General features: G+C 71.1%; 18 protein-coding genes. 10 read left to right on the plus strand and 8 right to left on the minus strand.

The features are described 5' to 3' along the window. Positions 1 to 31: 31 nt before the first annotated feature. The 4 genes from ABD224_RS18495 to ABD224_RS18510 all read right to left on the minus strand — a co-directional run bounded on the left by ABD224_RS18495 (position 32) and on the right by ABD224_RS18510 (position 3,613). Positions 32 to 967, minus strand: a complete 936-nt coding sequence (locus ABD224_RS18495) for a M56 family metallopeptidase (RefSeq protein ID WP_344051188.1) — start codon at positions 965 to 967, stop codon at positions 32 to 34. 168 nt (positions 968 to 1,135) lie between these two features. Beyond that, the gene (locus ABD224_RS18500; RefSeq protein WP_344051190.1) at positions 1,136 to 1,690 is read right to left on the minus strand and encodes a DUF5134 domain-containing protein; all 555 of its coding nucleotides are present in this window, start codon (positions 1,688 to 1,690) and stop codon (positions 1,136 to 1,138) included. Between the two features lie 584 nt (positions 1,691 to 2,274). Next, positions 2,275 to 3,087, minus strand: coding sequence for a VOC family protein (locus tag ABD224_RS18505; RefSeq protein WP_344051193.1), 813 nt, complete (start codon positions 3,085 to 3,087; stop codon positions 2,275 to 2,277). Positions 3,088 to 3,220: 133 nt separating this feature from the next. Beyond that, positions 3,221 to 3,613 (minus strand): VOC family protein, encoded by a 393-nt coding sequence (locus ABD224_RS18510; protein WP_344051196.1) that lies wholly within the window; start codon positions 3,611 to 3,613, stop codon positions 3,221 to 3,223. Positions 3,614 to 3,684: 71 nt separating this feature from the next. On the opposite strand from ABD224_RS18510, the gene ABD224_RS18515 reads away from it, so the two are divergent. Next, the gene (locus ABD224_RS18515) at positions 3,685 to 4,227 is read left to right on the plus strand and encodes a GNAT family N-acetyltransferase (RefSeq protein ID WP_344051198.1); all 543 of its coding nucleotides are present in this window, start codon (positions 3,685 to 3,687) and stop codon (positions 4,225 to 4,227) included. 46 nt (positions 4,228 to 4,273) lie between these two features. On the opposite strand, the gene ABD224_RS18520 is transcribed toward ABD224_RS18515, so the two are convergent. Continuing rightward, positions 4,274 to 4,957, minus strand: a complete 684-nt coding sequence (locus tag ABD224_RS18520) for a glycerophosphodiester phosphodiesterase (RefSeq protein WP_344051200.1) — start codon at positions 4,955 to 4,957, stop codon at positions 4,274 to 4,276. A gap of 456 nt (positions 4,958 to 5,413) precedes the next feature. Between ABD224_RS18520 and ABD224_RS18525 the strand changes: the two genes are divergently transcribed. The 5 genes from ABD224_RS18525 to ABD224_RS18545 all read left to right on the plus strand — a co-directional run bounded on the left by ABD224_RS18525 (position 5,414) and on the right by ABD224_RS18545 (position 10,055). Next, positions 5,414 to 6,811 (plus strand): DUF6421 family protein, encoded by a 1,398-nt coding sequence (locus tag ABD224_RS18525; RefSeq protein WP_344051203.1) that lies wholly within the window; start codon positions 5,414 to 5,416, stop codon positions 6,809 to 6,811. A 41-nt stretch (positions 6,812 to 6,852) separates the two neighbouring features. Next, positions 6,853 to 7,602, plus strand: a complete 750-nt coding sequence (locus ABD224_RS18530; RefSeq protein WP_344051204.1) for an SDR family NAD(P)-dependent oxidoreductase — start codon at positions 6,853 to 6,855, stop codon at positions 7,600 to 7,602. Further along, entirely contained in the window at positions 7,599 to 8,672 is a 1,074-nt protein-coding gene (locus ABD224_RS18535) for a threonine aldolase family protein (RefSeq protein ID WP_344051205.1), read from the plus strand. The genes ABD224_RS18530 and ABD224_RS18535 overlap by 4 nt, the downstream gene beginning before the upstream one ends. A gap of 70 nt (positions 8,673 to 8,742) precedes the next feature. Beyond that, complete coding sequence (locus ABD224_RS18540; RefSeq protein ID WP_344051256.1) at positions 8,743 to 9,357, plus strand: transglutaminase-like domain-containing protein; 615 nt, start codon at positions 8,743 to 8,745, stop codon at positions 9,355 to 9,357. Continuing rightward, positions 9,354 to 10,055: a B3/B4 domain-containing protein gene (locus ABD224_RS18545; RefSeq protein WP_344051208.1), complete on the plus strand. Its 702-nt coding sequence runs from the start codon at positions 9,354 to 9,356 to the stop codon at positions 10,053 to 10,055. Before ABD224_RS18540 ends, ABD224_RS18545 begins: the two co-directional genes overlap by 4 nt. A 14-nt stretch (positions 10,056 to 10,069) precedes the next feature. Here ABD224_RS18545 and ABD224_RS18550 read toward each other — a convergent pair whose 3' ends face one another. Both ABD224_RS18550 and ABD224_RS18555 read right to left on the minus strand, forming a co-directional pair. After that, entirely contained in the window at positions 10,070 to 10,273 is a 204-nt protein-coding gene (locus tag ABD224_RS18550; protein ID WP_344051210.1) for a hypothetical protein, read from the minus strand. A gap of 104 nt (positions 10,274 to 10,377) precedes the next feature. Further along, positions 10,378 to 11,106, minus strand: coding sequence for a lysophospholipid acyltransferase family protein (locus tag ABD224_RS18555; protein ID WP_344051212.1), 729 nt, complete (start codon positions 11,104 to 11,106; stop codon positions 10,378 to 10,380). 276 nt (positions 11,107 to 11,382) lie between these two features. Between ABD224_RS18555 and ABD224_RS18560 the strand changes: the two genes are divergently transcribed. The 4 genes from ABD224_RS18560 to ABD224_RS18575 all read left to right on the plus strand — a co-directional run bounded on the left by ABD224_RS18560 (position 11,383) and on the right by ABD224_RS18575 (position 14,508). Further along, on the plus strand, positions 11,383 to 11,745 hold the full coding sequence (locus ABD224_RS18560; protein WP_344051214.1) for a TlpA family protein disulfide reductase: 363 nt from the start codon (positions 11,383 to 11,385) through the stop codon (positions 11,743 to 11,745). Positions 11,746 to 11,940: 195 nt separating this feature from the next. Continuing rightward, entirely contained in the window at positions 11,941 to 12,474 is a 534-nt protein-coding gene (locus ABD224_RS18565; protein ID WP_344051216.1) for a flavin reductase family protein, read from the plus strand. 218 nt (positions 12,475 to 12,692) lie between these two features. Then, a complete protein-coding gene (locus ABD224_RS18570; RefSeq protein WP_344051219.1) occupies positions 12,693 to 13,481 on the plus strand; it encodes an electron transfer flavoprotein subunit beta/FixA family protein in 789 nt (262 codons plus the stop codon). A 64-nt stretch (positions 13,482 to 13,545) separates the two neighbouring features. Then, the gene (locus ABD224_RS18575; protein ID WP_344051221.1) at positions 13,546 to 14,508 is read left to right on the plus strand and encodes an electron transfer flavoprotein subunit alpha/FixB family protein; all 963 of its coding nucleotides are present in this window, start codon (positions 13,546 to 13,548) and stop codon (positions 14,506 to 14,508) included. 154 nt (positions 14,509 to 14,662) lie between these two features. Here ABD224_RS18575 and ABD224_RS18580 read toward each other — a convergent pair whose 3' ends face one another. Continuing rightward, entirely contained in the window at positions 14,663 to 15,709 is a 1,047-nt protein-coding gene (locus ABD224_RS18580; protein ID WP_344051222.1) for a LacI family DNA-binding transcriptional regulator, read from the minus strand. Between the last annotated feature and the right edge of the window lie 200 nt (positions 15,710 to 15,909).

Genomic DNA, 15,909 nt, shown 5'->3' on the forward strand with positions numbered 1-15,909 from the left:
CGTCGGTGGTCCCCGCGGCCGGAGCCGCCGGTCAGCCCAGCGCCCTCAGCCCCGGGACGAACGCCACCAGGATCGGGATCACCGGTACGAGCGACGCGAGTGCCGTCAGGCGCAGTCTGCGGGCCGCCGTCATCCGGGCCGGGGGAGTGAGGAGGCGGTGCACCCGCTCGGGGACCTGGGCCCCGGAAGGGGAGTAGGGACCGAACACGCCACGGTGCTCGTTGAGTTCGACCAGGGCGAGGGCGGTCGTCAGACGGCCGAAGCGGCGCGAGGCCACGTCGTCGGCGGCGAGTTCGACCAGCCGGTGCATCTCGTCGCGGAACGCGGCGAACACCGGCACCTGGGGAAAGCCGTTCGCCAGCGCGGAGGAGCAGTGCAGCAGCCAGTCGTGCCGGGCTCGCGCATGGCCCTGCTCGTGCGCGAGGACGGCGTCCAGCTGCCGCCCCTTCAGCCGCTGCAACGCGGCCGTGGTGATGACCAGCCGGGGCGAGGGACCGGGCAGCCACCAGACGTTCGGCCGCTCGTCCTCCAGGACGACGAGCCGGTCGTTGCCGGGTTCCTCACCGGGCAACAGCGGAACACGGGCGAGGAGTTCGGCCCGTCGGCGGCGCCGCCGCGCCCGGGCCCGCAGGACCTCGCGGACCAGCATCACCGCGCTCCACACCCCGCCGCAGGCGAGGGCCACCGCGGCGGCCGGTGCCCAGACCCCGGCCGCGCCGAACGCATACGCCTCCACCACCCCGCGCGGGGCCATGGCGAACACATGGCCGCGCACCTCCTGCCAGGCGGCCGCGGCGCTGAGCGTCATCGACAGCGCGCAGCACAGCAGGACCGCGACCACCACGCACTGCCACACCCACAACGCCAGCACCGGTTCCCGGTCCGGCCAGTCGGCCCGGGCGAGCAGTCGGGGGGCAACGATGGCGATGAGCGCGCCGAGCAGCAACAGGACTGCGGGGACCACCATGCATGCAGCCTATGAGCGGGCGGCTGCCCATAGGTACGGCTCCGCAGGGCAAAGTGACACAGACCACGGTGCCGCACCCTTGCGTCCGCCGACGGCCGATGCCGTCTCACGCGTGTCCCATGCCGTCCCGTGCCGTTTCGTGCTGTTTCGTACAGTTTCGCGCCGTTCTCACATGGCCAGCAGCATGGCCACCATGGCCATCCCCATCGAGAGGCGGCACGCCCGCTCCAGTTCCGGCCGGCCGCCCCAGCCCGTGCCTTCGCCCGCCGTGCTCCCGGCCACCGCCCCGGCAGGGGCCAGCCGGATGCCGGACAGCAGGACGTAACCCGCGAAGTACAGCAGCAGCGCGCCCGTCACCAGGGGTATCCCCGTCCCGCCGGGCATGTGGTGGGAGCCGGGCGAGACGGCCATCGCCGCCGACATGTAGACCATGGCCGACGCGCCCACCGCGTGGTGCAGATGGCGCGGACCGCGCCGGGCCGACCACAGCGCGTGCAGCGCCGCCGCTCCGAAGACCACCGCGTAGGCCGACCACACCCACGCGGGAGGCGTGAACACCGCCGCCGGTACGGCCATGGCGGCCATGCCGAAGCCCATCAGCGCCTCACCGCCCGCGGTCCGGCGCTGTTCCCCGGTGGTGCTGCGCATGCGCAGCAGGCAGTACGCCCCGGTCACCGTGCACAGCGTCACCAGCAGCCAGGCGGCCGCAACCGGTCCGTGCACCCCCCACCTCCCCGTTCGACCCGCTCGACGGATCCGGGCCGCCGCCGGACGGCAGACCGTCGGTCAAGCGATGCCCGCGGCCCGGGGTGTGCATACGGGCGCAAAGGGGTGCACGGGAGCATTCAGCGAAGCGCAGCAGGTCAGCGCCAGGTCACGCATATATTTTACTATTAAAATATCTCTGGGGTCTGTTCGTCATGAGCAGCGCGCCCTGCCCAGGAGCGGATGGTGCTCGCCGAGCGGTCCGCGCACCGTACGCCCGCTGCGGCGATACGACGCCAGGGCCCGCACGCCCCGGTGACCGGCGCGGACGTGACCACGGAGACCGGGCGCGCCCTCATCGACGGCGTCCTGCCGGAGCAGCCCGCCCACGAAAGCGCCGTCCTGTCCGGTCCGGACAGGACGGCGCGGGGAGAGCCGGCCGCGCTCCTCGGCGAGCTGCTGAGACGGCCGGAGGGCCGCCCGGAACGCTGCGGGCCTGAGCGCGGCGGGGACTGCGGTGCTGCGGCGCGGGCCTCGGCCTTCCCGGCCCGATCACCCGATCACCCGATCACCCGATCACCTCGATCGCCCCGGTCACTCCGTCACCGGTCTTCCGGACCCTCCTGCCCCGTCTGCTCCTCCTGCCCCGCCAGGGGCTCCTGTGCGGACCGGTAGACGCCGAACGTCGCGCCCTGCGGATCGCGCAGCACCGCGATACGGGGGCCCTCCGGGACGACGGTGGGCTCCAGCAGGGCCTTGGCACCGGCCCGTACCGCGACGTCCGTGGTCGCGTCGACGTCCTCCACCGCGAAGTACGGCATCCAGTGCGGCGGTATGTCGGCCGGGAACCGGCCGTGCATCGCGGTCACCCCGCCGAAGTCCTCGCCGTGCAGGCCCCACTGCGTGTACCACTCCGAGGCGTTGACGCTCCAGCCGAACACGCTCGTGTAGAAGTCCCGGGCCCTCTCGACGTTCCGGGTGGCGAGCTCCACCCAGCCCAGGGACCCGGGCCGGTTGAACACGTCGGCACCGTGGAAGTCCCGGGGCTGCCACATCTGGAAGGCCGCGCCGGACGGGTCGAGCGCCACCGTGAAGCGGCCCTCGTCGTAGATGTCCACCGGCCCGTGGATCACCGTTCCGCCGGCCTCCACGACCTTGTTCGCCGCCTCGTCGGCGTCGGCGACGCAGAACGAGACGTTCCACGAGACCGGCTGGGACTCCTGGTACAGGGGGGTGATCGCGGCGACCGCCGCGTCACCCAGATGTGCGATGGTGTAGTCGCCCGAGACCAGCCGGGGGTCGCGCCGCATGCGCCAGCCGAAGATCTCGCCGTAGAACCGTGTGGCCGCCTCCGGATCGCTGGTCCCCAGTTCCGCCCAGCAGGGTCCGCCGACCACCGGCTTGTCGAACTCCATGGCACCCTCCGGGAAGGCTCGTCCCCACCCACCAGCACGCTAGCCCCGCCCGCCGACACGGGCCAGCGGGAACGGTCCGGCCGGTACTCGGTGCCGGACGCGCCGCCCGGACGGGCCGGTGACGCGCCTCGGGTCAGATCCCGGGCCGGAACCGCAGCGGATGGTCCGCCGGCACCTCGACGAGGACGATGGGCGTGCCGTCCGGATCGGCGATCCACATCTCGATCAGACCCCACGGTTCGCGCACCGGCGGACGTGTGATCCGTACGCCCTTGGCCCGCAGCTCCTCGTGGGCGGCGGCCACGTCCTCGACCTGGAGCCAGAGCCGCACGGCGGGGGACGGCGGGGTGTCGGAGCGCCCCGAGAGCTCCAGGAAGCCGCCGCCGAGGAAGTAGACGGTGCCCCGCTCGGGCCCCGTCCCGAACTCCCGGTACACGGCGAGTCCCAGCTGTTCCCCGTAGAAGGCACGGGAGCGTTCGGGGTCGGTGGGCCGGAGCAGTGTCCGACTGCTGAGCACATGCACCATGCACCGGGAGCCTAGTGGCAGGATTGCCCCATTCGCCGCACAGCCGCGCCCCCAGTTCGAAAGGCACCCCCATGGAGACAGCCGTCACCGGACCACTGACCTTCCGCGACGCCTCGGACGCCGATGTCGACACGCTGGTGCACCTGATCCAGTCGGCGTACCGCGGGGACGCCAGCCGGGCCGGATGGACCACCGAGGCGGACATCCTCGAGGGGCAGCGGACGGACCCGGACGGTGTACTGGAGGTGATCAAGTCCCCCGACAGCCGGATGCTGATGGCCGAGCGGGACGGCCGTGTGGTCGCCTGCTGCCAGCTCGAGCGCCGTGGTGACCACGCCTACTTCGGGATGTTCGCCGTCAGCCCCGGGCTGCAGGGCGCCGGCCTGGGCAAGGCGGTCCTCGCCGAGGCGGAGCGACTGGTCCGGGAGGAGTGGGGCGCCGAGGAGATGCACATGACCGTGATCACGGTGCGCGAGGAGCTGATCGCCTGGTACGAGCGCCGCGGCTACCGCCGTACGGGAAAGACCAGCCCCTTCCCGTACGGCGACGAACGCTTCGGCATTCCGCAGCGCGACGACCTGGAGTTCGAGCTGCTGGTCAAGGAACTTGGATAACCGGGATAACCGGGACAACCGGGACGGGCGGGCCGGCCCGGACCGGCTACGCCGTGAAGCGGCCCGTGCGCTTGATCTCCGGGTAGTCGGTGGTCACCCCGTTCAGCTCGAACGCGCGGGCCAGCCGCAGATGCTCCGGGGTGTTCACGACCCAGCCGATGACCCGCAGGTCCGCTCTGCGCGCGTGCTCGACGACCTCCAGGGTGAGCCGGCGGAGGTCGAGGCAGAGCGTCGCGGCACCGGCCGCGACGGCGCGTTCGACGACATCGGTGCCGTAGTACTGGGCCACGAGCGCCGTGCGGACGCCCGGCACCAGGCGGGCGATCTCGATGATCGCCTCGTCGTGGAACGAGGACACCTCCACCCGGGAGGTCAGGTCCCGCTGCCGCATGACCTCGCCCAGCGCACGGGCCGCGGCCACGTCCTTGATCTCCGCCTGGAGCGGAGTGCGCACGGCGTCGAGGACCTCCTCGAAGGTGGGGATCCGCTCGCCGCGCCCCGCGTCCAGCGAGCGCAGCTCGGCGAGGGTCTTGTCGGCGATCGCGCCGCTGCCGTCGGTCGTACGGTCCACTTCGGCGTCGTGCATGACGACGAGCGCGCCGTCCTTGCTCAGGTGCAGATCGAGTTCGATGACATCCAGGCCGGCCTGCTGGGCGGCGACGAAGGAACGAAGGGTGTTCTCGGGCTCGACACCCATGACTCCGCGGTGACCGATGGTAAGGAAGTACAAGATTCAACTCGCTTCCGTCGACGGCGGCTCGGAGCGGCGCGGAGCGGACAGACCCTGTCCGCGCGGCAGTGCCGCAGCCTAGTGGCCCGGCGCCGCGTTGGAACCCCGCGTACATGGGGCAGTGGAGTGACAGCCGGGGTGGCACGGGGGCACACCGGCCGGAGAGATCACCCCGGTGTGGGCGAGTCGTCGCGCGTGTTGACCGCTGAAGCCGCGGCCCGCGCGTGATCGCCCGCAGCGGGGAACCGCGCCCGGTACGGAGAGGACTGCGAGGAGACCGCGAGAAGAGCGCGGCGCTGATCGAACCGACGGAACTCGCGTCATCCGGGTGCTCAACAGGAAAATAAGCGGTTACAGCGGGTGTGCACGGGATATCTTCCCGAAGATCCCCTTGCTGGGAGAAACCTCATATGTATACGGTCTTCTCACGCAAGGTTCTCCCGTGGAGGATGGGTCATGACGGAAATTCTTGTGCAGCCGGGTGCGGAGGGGCAGGTTCCTTCGGTGAGCAGGGTGATTGATCACCCGGCGTGGCCCGTGCTCAAGGATGCCGTGGAGCGCATCCGGCCATGGCAGTCCAAGGACGGCTCGATCGACTTCACCGCCGAGGGCGCCCCCGACCGCGCGGACGCCGAGGCCGCCGTACGCCGTGTGATCGGCGCCGTGGAGGAGCTGTCCCCGCTGCTGCCGCATGACGCCGCCTACCACGAGGCGCTCGTGAAGGATCTGCAGCGCTGGGCCGAGGGCGGCTTCGAGGTGCCCGACTTCCTCGACTCCCTGATGGCCTTCCAGCCCGCCGCGCACCGCGAGCACGACCGGCAGCACCTGGTCGTCTTCCCGATGTACACGCAGAACGGCAATCCGAACCGCAACCTGGAGGCGGTCGTCCTGCGCATGGTCTGGCCGGACTGGCTGGCCGAGCTCGAGCGCACCCGCTACGACAACCCGCTGTTCTGCGCCATCACCTTCGAGGACTTCACGGCCGGCTACGACACCAACTCCGCCGTGCTCTTCCCCGAGACCGTCGCCGTGCGCGAGGTGCCGGGGCAGTTCTCCTGGGGCGCCATCTTCTGCGACCGCGAGGCGGCCCGCTTCCGCCGGGTGACCGCCGCCGCCGTCGACCTCCTCGGCCTCGAGCTGCCCGAGGACATCGCCGGGCTGATCCACGACCAGAAGCGCTGCGAGGACGCCTACGTGCTGTGGGACATGATCCACGACCGCACCCACAGCCACGGCGAGCTGCCCTTCGACCCGTTCATGATCAAGCAGCGCCAGCCGTTCTGGATGTACGGCCTGGAGGAGCTGCGCTGCGACCTCACCGCCTTCAAGGAGGCCGTGAAGCTCGAGGCGGAGGGCGTCGCCCAGGCCCGCGACGTGCAGTACGCCGTGCTGTTCGACCGCATGTTCCGCTTCCCGGTCACCGGTGAGCGCGTGCGCAACTACGACGGACTGGGCGGCCAGCTGCTCTTCGCCTACCTGCACCAGCACGACGTGGTGCGCTGGAAGGACAACAAGCTCTCCATCGACTGGGAGCGCGTCCCGCAGGTCACCAACCAGCTGTGCGCCGAGATCGAGAAGCTCTACCGCGACGGCATCGACCGGCCGAAGCTGGTGCACTGGTTCGCCGGCTACAAGCTGGTCTCGACCTACCTCGCCCCGCACCCCGCCTCCAAGTGGGCCAAGGGTCCCGACGCCCTGGACCTGACCCAGCCGCCGCGCAAGCTCGTCGACGACGTGCTTCCGGACGAGTTTCCGCTGAGCATGTTCTACGAGGCGCTGTCCAGGAAACTGAAGAAGGTGATCGCCTCGACGCGGGGCATCACGAGGAACAGCCCCGAACAGGTCGCCGCGTGAAGGACCGCGAGACCGGGAACGCTGCTCAGGAGGCGAGGAACATGGCGGGGAACGGAGCGCTCGGCGGCGCGGTGATCGCGGTGGCCGGCGCGGGCGGACCGGCCGGCCGGGCGACGCTGCTCCGGCTCGCCGAGGCGGGCGCGACCGTCGTCGGCGCGGACAACGACGCGCAGCGGCTCTCGGAAGCCGTGGACGCGGCGAGGTATGCCGCCGGCGGCGCCACCGTCACCGGGGACACGGTCGATCTGCTCGACCTCAAGGCCACCCATGAGTGGGCCGCGAGCATCGAGAGGAACTTCGGCCGGGTCGACGGGCTGGTCCATCTCGTCGGCGGCTGGCGCGGCAGCGAGACGTTCACCAGGACCAGCCTGGACGACTGGGACTTCCTGGAACTGCTGCTGATCCGCACCGTGCAGCACACCTCCCTCGCCTTCCACGAGGCGCTGCAGCGCAGCAGCCGCGGCCGGTATGTGCTCATCAGCGCCGCGGGCGCCAGCAAACCGACCGCGGGCAACGCCGCGTACGCCGCCGCCAAGGCCGCCGCCGAGGCGTGGACGCTGGCCATGGCCGACTACTTCCGCAAGGCGGGGGGCCCCGACGGGCCGACGTCGGCGGCTACGATCCTGGTGGTGAAGGCATTGGTGCACGACGCTATGCGCGCCGAGCGCCCCCACGCGAAGTTCGCGGGCTTCACGGACGTCAAGGACCTGGCCGACGCCATCGTCGACGTGTGGAACAAGCCCGCCGCGGAAGTGAACGGAAACCGTCTGTGGCTGACCGAGAAGCCGTGAACCCTCCCAAGACCGACGCACGTCGCCGTCACGACCCCGAGGTCCGCGGTTTCGCCAGTGACAACTACGCCGGAGTCCATCCCGAGGTGCTCGCCGCCCTGGCCGTGGCCAACGGCGGGCACCAGGTGGCGTACGGAGAGGACGACTACACCGAGAACCTCCAGCGGGTCGTCCGCAGCCACTTCGGCGCCACGGCCGAGGCGTTCCCGGTGTTCAACGGCACCGGTGCGAATGTGGTCGCCCTCCAGGCGGTCACCGACCGCTGGGGCGCGGTGATCTGCGCCGAGAGCGCGCACATCAACGTCGACGAGGGCGGTGCGCCCGAGCGCATGGGCGGTCTGAAGCTGCTCACCGTGCCCACCCCCGACGGCAAGCTCACGCCCGAGCTGATCGACCGGCAGGCGTACGGCTGGGAGGACGAGCACCGCGCGATGCCGCAGGTCGTCTCGATCACCCAGAGCACGGAGCTGGGCACCGTCTACACGCCCGGGGAGATCCGGGCGATCTGCGAGCACGCCCACGCCCGCGGGATGAAGGTGCACCTGGACGGCTCCCGCATCGCCAACGCGGCGGCCTTCCTGGACGTCCCCATGCGGACCTTCACCAACGCGGTCGGCGTCGACATCCTCTCCCTGGGCGGGACGAAGAACGGCGCGATGTTCGGCGAGGCGGTCGTCGTCATCAACCAGGACGCCGTGCGCCGGATGAAGCACATCCGCAAGATGAGCATGCAGCTCGCCTCCAAGATGCGCTTTGTGTCGGTGCAGCTGGAGGCGCTGCTCGCCAAGGACCTGTGGCTGCGCAACGCCCGCCACGCCAACGAGATGGCGCAGCGGCTCGCGGAGGGCGTACGGGCCGTCGACGGCGTGGAGATCGTCCACCCCGTCCAGTCCAACGGCGTCTTCGCCAGGCTCCCGCACGAGGTGAGCGAGCGCCTGCAGAAGCGCTTCCGCTTCTACTTCTGGGACGAGGCCGAGGGCGTGGTGCGCTGGATGTGCTCCTTCGACACCACGGAGGACGACGTGGACACGTTCGTGGCGGCCGTGAAGGAGGAGATGGCCCGCCGGTAGCCCGCATGGATATGCGGTCACCTGGAAAATCATTGGCTTCCGGGTGGCCGCATTCCTGTGCTCCGCGGGCATGGAGCTGATCCAGGGCACCCCCGACCTGTCCGCCTGTCTGGCCGCCGGCGAGGCGATCGACCACGGGCATCCGGTGGTCCGGGAGACGGCCGCGCATCTCGCGAAGGGGGTGGTGGATTCGCATGATTATGCGCGAGCCGCATACGAGTTCGTCCGCGACGCCATTCCGCACGCGCAGGACTCGGGCGACCCGCGGGTCACCTGGCGGGCCTCGGACGTCCTGCGGCAGCGCACCGGTATCTGCCACGCCAGGGCCCATGCCCTGGCCGCCCTGCTGCGGGCCGAGGGCATCCCGGCCGCGCTGTGCTGCCAGCGTCTGACGCGGGACGCGGGCGGCGGGCACGTGGCGCACGGTCTGGTCGCCGTATGGTTCGACGGAACCTGGCACCGGCAGGACCCGCGCGGCAACAAGCCGGGCGTCGACGCGCAGTTCTCCCTGACCGGTGAGCGCCTGGCCTTCGTACCGGACCCGAAGTCGAGTGAAGTGGACTATCCGGTACTGTACGCTGAACCGCATCCGGCCGTACTGGCCGCCCTCAAGGCTGCTCCCGACCGGCCGCGGCTGTGGAAGTCGCTGCCGGACGCACTCCGAGTCCGAGGCGGAAGAAGATGACGCTGTCCCTCACCGTGTCCGACGAGGTGCGCGCGCTCGCACCCGGCTTCACCTATGTGGCCATCGAGGCCCATGGCCTGGTCAACGGCCCGAGCACCGAGGCCAGTTCGGCACTCCTGGACGATGCGGCCCGCCGTCTGGCCGTACGTCTCGACGGGCGCGCCCCGCAGGAGGACCCGCACATGGCCGCCTGGCGCGCGGTGTACTCCGCGTTCGGCTCCAAGCCCTCCCGCACCCGCAACTCGGCCGAGGCGCTGGCCCGGCGGGCACTGTCGGACGCCGGGCTGCCCCGCATCAATGTGCTCGTGGACCTCTACAACGCCGTCAGCGTCGCCCACCTCGTTCCCGTCGGCGGCGAGGACCTCGACCTGATCCAGGGCGCCATGAGCCTGGTGCGCGCCGGCGGGGAGGAGGACTTCGTGACCATGGCCGACGGCGAGGAGACCGTCGAGCACCCGGACGCGGGCGAGGTGGTGTGGCGCGACGAGGCCGGGGTGACCTGCCGCCGCTGGAACTGGCGCCAGGGCCCCCGCACCCGCCTCACCGAACGGACCACCTCGGCCCTCTTCCTCCTGGAGAGCCTGCCCCCGATGCCGGCCGCCGAGGTACGGGCGGCGGCCGGTGAACTCGCCGAACTGCTGGAGAAGTTCAGCCCCGGGGCGCGTGTCACCGTGGGGGAGCCGCAGTCCGTGTCCTGACCCGCCCGGCCGCCTCACCGACGGCGGTGGTGCAGGTCGCTCATGACCGGGCCGGCACTGAGCACCGTCGAGGCGTCGAACGACACGCGGTCCTGGTGCGCCTGGAGCCGGCGGGCCTGCTCGATGAGAAGCCCGTCGGCGTTCTCCGTCGCGCGGTTGCCGCGCCGCGGGATCACGACGATCAGCAGCAGGGCGGGCATCGCGAACGCACCGAACATGAGACCGAACGTGACCACGGGCACCCCCCGCTCGCGGTACGGGAACTGACTTTCCGTCAGCTTACCCGGCGGTGCGTCGCGCTTACGTGGCAGTGCGTCACGCGTCAGAGCGCCTCGGCCGTGCGCAGCTGCTCCGGGGTCGGGGCGGTGCCGCCGAGGTGGGCCGGCAGCCACCAGGCGTTGTGCTGCTCCCCGGGGCGGAGGGGATAGGCGCGCTGGGCGGCTTCCAGCAGTTCCTGGACCCGCTCGCGCAGACGGCGGGTGATGGCGCCCGCGTACTGGTCGCGAGGGGCGTCCACGGCCTCGCCCACCCGGATCGTGATGGGGGTGTGGCTGCGTCTGAGGTTGCGCGGATGCCCCTTGGTCCACAGGCGCTGCGTGCCCCAGACCGCCATCGGGATCAGGGGGACGCCCGCCTCCTGGGCCAGCCGTGCCGCACCCGACTTGAAGCTCTTCAGGGTGAACGACTGGGAGATCGTGGCCTCCGGGAACACCCCGACCACCTCACCGGACCTCAGCGAGTCCAGCGCGTGCGCATACGCCGTCTCGCCCCGGGAGCGGTCCACCGGGATGTGCTTCATGCCGCGCATCAGCGGCCCGGAGAGCCAGTGCCGGAAGACCGACTCCTTCGCCATGAAGCGCACCAGGCGCTTCTGCGGAAGCGCGGCGAGCCCGTTGAAGACGAAGTCCAGATAGCTGATGTGATTGCTCACCAGCACGGCGCCGCCCGAGCGCGGGATGTACTCCGATCCCCGGCAGTCGATCCTGAGGTCCCACACCTTGAGCATCGTGCGGGCGAGACCGATGACGGGACGGTAGACGAGTTCTGCCATGAACGCGGCGGACCCTTCTCTCTGCCAGGGAAGGGAATCCCGGCGGAAGTTACGCTGCCGTAGGTTTACGGCCTGCCGCAGATCGTGCCCCAAGAACGGCCGCGGAGCCAGCCCACGTGCCCGTCCTCGGCGAGATCCTCGTCACGTCGGCCCTGTGATTGACCCTTTCGGCCCACCGAACGGGAATCCCCGTGCCCCCGGCGGCGCTGAAGAGAAGGCCGAAAAGCCGGAGAGAAGAACGGAAGAGAAGAACGACCGGGCCGGTGGTGCGCGGCGGTGGAACGGAGAGCACGGGTGGGCGGACAGGACGACGAAAGCAGGCGGCTCGGGCCGGCCGAACTGGGCGGGGATCTCGGCGCACGCGCCACGCTCGTGCAGTTCTCCAGTGCCTTCTGCGCCCCCTGCCGGGCGACCCGCCGTATCCTCGGCGAGGTGGCCGGCATGGTTCCCGGGGTCACGCACATCGAGATCGACGCCGAGGCCGATCTGGAACTCGTACGCCGGCTCGGGATTCTGAGGACACCCACCGTGCTCGTCCTCGACGCCGACGGCCGCATCGTGCGGCACGCCGCCGGACAGCCGCGCAAGGCGGACGTCATCGCGGCCCTGGGAGAGGCGGTGCTGGGCCCGCGCCCCTGAGGGGTGAGACATCTCCCACAGGAGAGAAGATGCTTGACTGCGCCTGCCAACCATCGTCAGCCTGACTGCATGCCCATGGAACTCCTTCCTTCCGGACGAGCCCGCCGCACCGGTCTCGTCCGCTGTACGAGCGCACGCTGTCCGGACTGCTAGCAGCCACGGCTCCCGCTCGTCTCCCAGCAGAAGGACCACTCCATGACGGCCTGCCCCCCGACGGCCACCACCGACCCGACCGCTTCCGGCACTCCCCGGCCCGCCTCCGCCGATCTGCTGCGCTCCGTCTTCCGGCGGCACGCGGCGGGGGTCGCGGTGATCACCGCCCGCGGCGAGGCCGGTCCGGTCGGCTTCACCGCCACCTCCCTCACCTCCGTCTCCGCCGAGCCCCCGCTGCTCTCCTTCGGCATCGCCACCGGCGGGTCCAGCTGGCCGGTGATCGCCACGACCGGTCACGTCGGCGTCCACATACTCGGCGAGCACCAGGAGGAGCTGGCCGCCACCTTCGCGCGCCGCGGGGCCGACCGCTTCGGAGCACCGACCTCCTGGCGCGAGGGCCCCGAGGGCGTCCCCGTCCTCGACGGCGTGCTCGCCTGGCTGGTGTGCCGCGTCGTCGCGCGGATACCCGCCGGGGACCACCGCATCGTGCTGGCCGAGGTCGTGCACGGCGACCCCACGGGCACCGGACGTCCGCTCCTGTACCACCAGGGGCGCTTCACCGCACTGCGTGATTGATCACGGCTCCGCTCTCCTGCGGACTTGTCGGATTCCGATTACGCTGCGTTGCGAAGGTCACAGTTCAAAGCGCTTGCTTAGCGGGCATGGACTGAGTGTACTGACGAGTAATATGCGGCCCGGAGCGTGCGGTCGCCCCCGCCCGTGATCGGCCGCTTCAGGCGCCTATGCTGCCTGCAGGAAGGCAGCCCACATGACGATGCAGTAGGAGAGCCGGCGTGAGCTTGAGGATCGTTGTCACTGTGAAGTACGTGCCCGACGCCACTGGCGACCGGCACTTCGCCGATGACCTGACCGTCGACCGGGACGACGTGGACGGTCTGCTCTCCGAGCTGGACGAGTACGCGGTCGAGCAGGCCCTGCGGATCGCCGAGAACTCCGACGACGACGTCGAGGTCACGGTGCTGACGGTGGGCCCGGAGGACGCCAAGGACGCGCTGCGCAAGGCGCTGTCCATGGGTGCGGACAAGGCCATTCACGTCGAGGACGAGGACCTGCACGGCACCGACGCCATCGGCACCTCGCTGGTGCTGGCCAAGGCGATCGAGAAGGCCGGCTACGACCTGGTGATCTCCGGCATGGCCTCCACCGACGGCTCCATGGGTGTGGTGCCGGCCCTGCTGGCCGAGCGTCTGGGCGTGCCGCAGGTGACGCTGCTGTCCGAGGTGTCGGTGGAGGACGGCGTCGTCAAGGGCCGCCGCGACGGGGACACCGCCTCCGAGCAGCTTCAGGCCTCGCTGCCGGCGGTGGTGTCGGTGACCGACCAGTCGGGGGAGGCCCGCTACCCGTCCTTCAAGGGCATCATGGCGGCCAAGAAGAAGCCGGTCACCTCCTGGGACCTGTCCGACCTGGACATCGACGCGGACGAGGTCGGCCTGGAGAACGCCTCCACCAAGGTCGAGAGCGCCGCGGAGCGTCCGGCCCGTACCGCGGGCACGATCGTCAAGGACGAGGGCGAGGGCGGCAAGCAGCTCGCCGAGTTCCTCGCGAGCCAGAAGTTCATCTGAGCCTCAACGGTTCGAGCTCGCTTCCCGCCCCGCACACCTTCGCACGCAGGAGAGAAGAAGTCCCATGGCTGAAGTCCTCGTCTACGTCGACCACGTCGGCGGCGTCGTCCGCAAGCCCGCCCTGGAGCTGCTGACCCTGGCCCGCCGCATCGGCGACCCGGTCGCCGTCGCCCTCGGCGAGGGGGCCGCCGACACCGCCGGCACGCTCGCCGAGCACGGCGCGGTCAAGATCCTCACCCATGACGCCGCCGAGTACGCCGAGTACCTGGTGGTGCCGAAGGTGGACGCCCTGCAGGCCGCGGTGGAGCAGGTCTCCCCGGCCGCGGTGCTGGTCTCCTCCTCCGCGGAGGGCAAGGAGATCGCCGCCCGTCTGGCGCTGCGCATCGGCTCCGGCATCATCACCGACGCCGTCGACCTGCAGGCGTCCGACGAGGGCCCGGTGGCCACCCAGTCGGTGTTCGCCGCGTCCTACACCACCACCTCCCGGGTCACCAAGGGCATCCCGGTCATCACCGTCAAGCCCAACAGCGCGGCCGTGGAGCAGGCCCCGGCCGCCGGTGCGGTCGAGACGCTGAACGTCACGTTCTCCGAGCAGGCCACCGGCACGAAGATCACCAGCCGTACGCCGCGTGAGTCGACGGGCCGTCCGGAGCTGACCGAGGCCGCGATCGTGGTCTCCGGCGGCCGCGGTGTGGGCGGCGCGGAGAACTTCGCGCTGATCGAGGCGCTGGCCGACTCCCTCGGCGCGGCCGTGGGCGCCTCGCGGGCCGCGGTGGACGCCGGCTGGTACCCGCACACCCAGCAGGTCGGCCAGACCGGCAAGACCGTCTCGCCGCAGCTGTACATCGCCGCCGGTATCTCCGGCGCGATCCAGCACCGCGCCGGTATGCAGACCTCGAAGACCATCGTGGCCATCAACAAGGACCCCGAGGCCCCGATCTTCGACCTGGTCGACTACGGCGTGGTCGGTGACCTGTTCGAGGTCGTTCCGCAGCTCACCGAGGAGATCAAGGCCCGCAAGGGCTGACCTTCCGGCATCATCCGAGGCCCCGTGACCCCGTGCGGCACGGGGCCTCGGCCTGTTCCGGGCGGACGGCCTCGGGCGGTGCGCCTGGGCGGTGCGCCTGGGCGACGAAGAGAAGCCGTCCGGCGGAAACCGCACCGCCTCCGCCCCGCGGCGGTCACTCCTCCGGCGGCAGCTCGCCCGAGCCGCGGGTGATCAGCCGGGTCGGGAGCTCGATGCGCTCCGGGGCGACGAGGGTGCCGTCCAGCTGGCGGAAGAGGCGTTCGGCGGCCGTGCGGCCGAGGGCGGCGGCGTCCTGGGCGACGACGGTGATGCCCGGCTGGAGCAGATCGGCCAGTTCGATGTCGTCGAAGCCGACGAGGGCGACCCGGCGCGGCTGCTCGGCCAGGACCCGGAGCACGGTGACGGTCACCCGGTTGTTGGCCGAGAAGATCGCGGTGACCGGGGCGGGGCCGGACAGCATCGCCTCGGCGGCCCGGCGCACCCGCTCGGGGTCGGTGGCGCCCAGGGACATCCAGGAGTCCTCGACCGCCATCCCCGCGTCCTCCATCGCCGCCCGGTAGCCGCGCAGGCGCTCGGCGGCCGTGTGGATGCGCGGCATGTCGCCGATGAAGCCGATCCGGCGGTGGCCGTGGGCGATCAGATGGGCGACACCGTCGCGGGCGCCGCCGAAGTTGTCCGACAGGACCACGTCGGCGGCGATGCGTCCGGCCGGACGGTCCACGAAGACGGTGGCGACGCCCGCCTTGATCTCCGGCTCCAGATACCGGTGGTCGTCGCCGGCCGGGATGACGACCAGCCCGTCCACCCGCCGGGCGCACAGCGCCAGCGCCAGCTCCTGCTCGCGCTCCGGGTCCTCCGCGCTGGAGCCGTTGATGAGCAGGGCGCCGTGCGCGCGGGCGACCTCCTCCACCGCGCGGCTGAGCGGGCCGTAGAACGGGTCGGCGAGGTCCTCCAGGACCAGCCCGATGGTCGACGTACGGCCCTTGCGCAGCACCCGCGCGCTGTCGTTGCGCCGGAAACCGAGGGCCTCGATGGCCTCCTGGACGCGCCGTTCGGTCTCCGGGGTGACCCCGGGCTCGCCGTTGACCACACGGGAGACGGTCTTCAGACCGACCCCGGCACGTGCCGCCACGTCCTTCATCGTCGGACGGCTGCCGTAACGGGGGGCGGAGCGGTCGGCGCGGCGAGTGGTCTCTGGCACGATGCGGCGTCCTGTCCTGTCGTCCACGAAGGGTGCGGTGGTCCCTGGGGTTCTGGGGTCATGCAGCCGTATGAGGATGTGGCATCGTCGAGCATAGAGCCTGGACAACGTTGTCATAGGCGCGAGAGACTGTTCGGCGCACACTCCGGCGGCGTCCCCCACCGCGAGACCGGGCTGCGCCCCTCTCTTGGCTTGTTCAT

This window comes from Streptomyces thermoalcalitolerans, assembly GCF_039525155.1.
Lineage (GTDB): Bacteria > Actinomycetota > Actinomycetes > Streptomycetales > Streptomycetaceae > Streptomyces > Streptomyces thermovulgaris.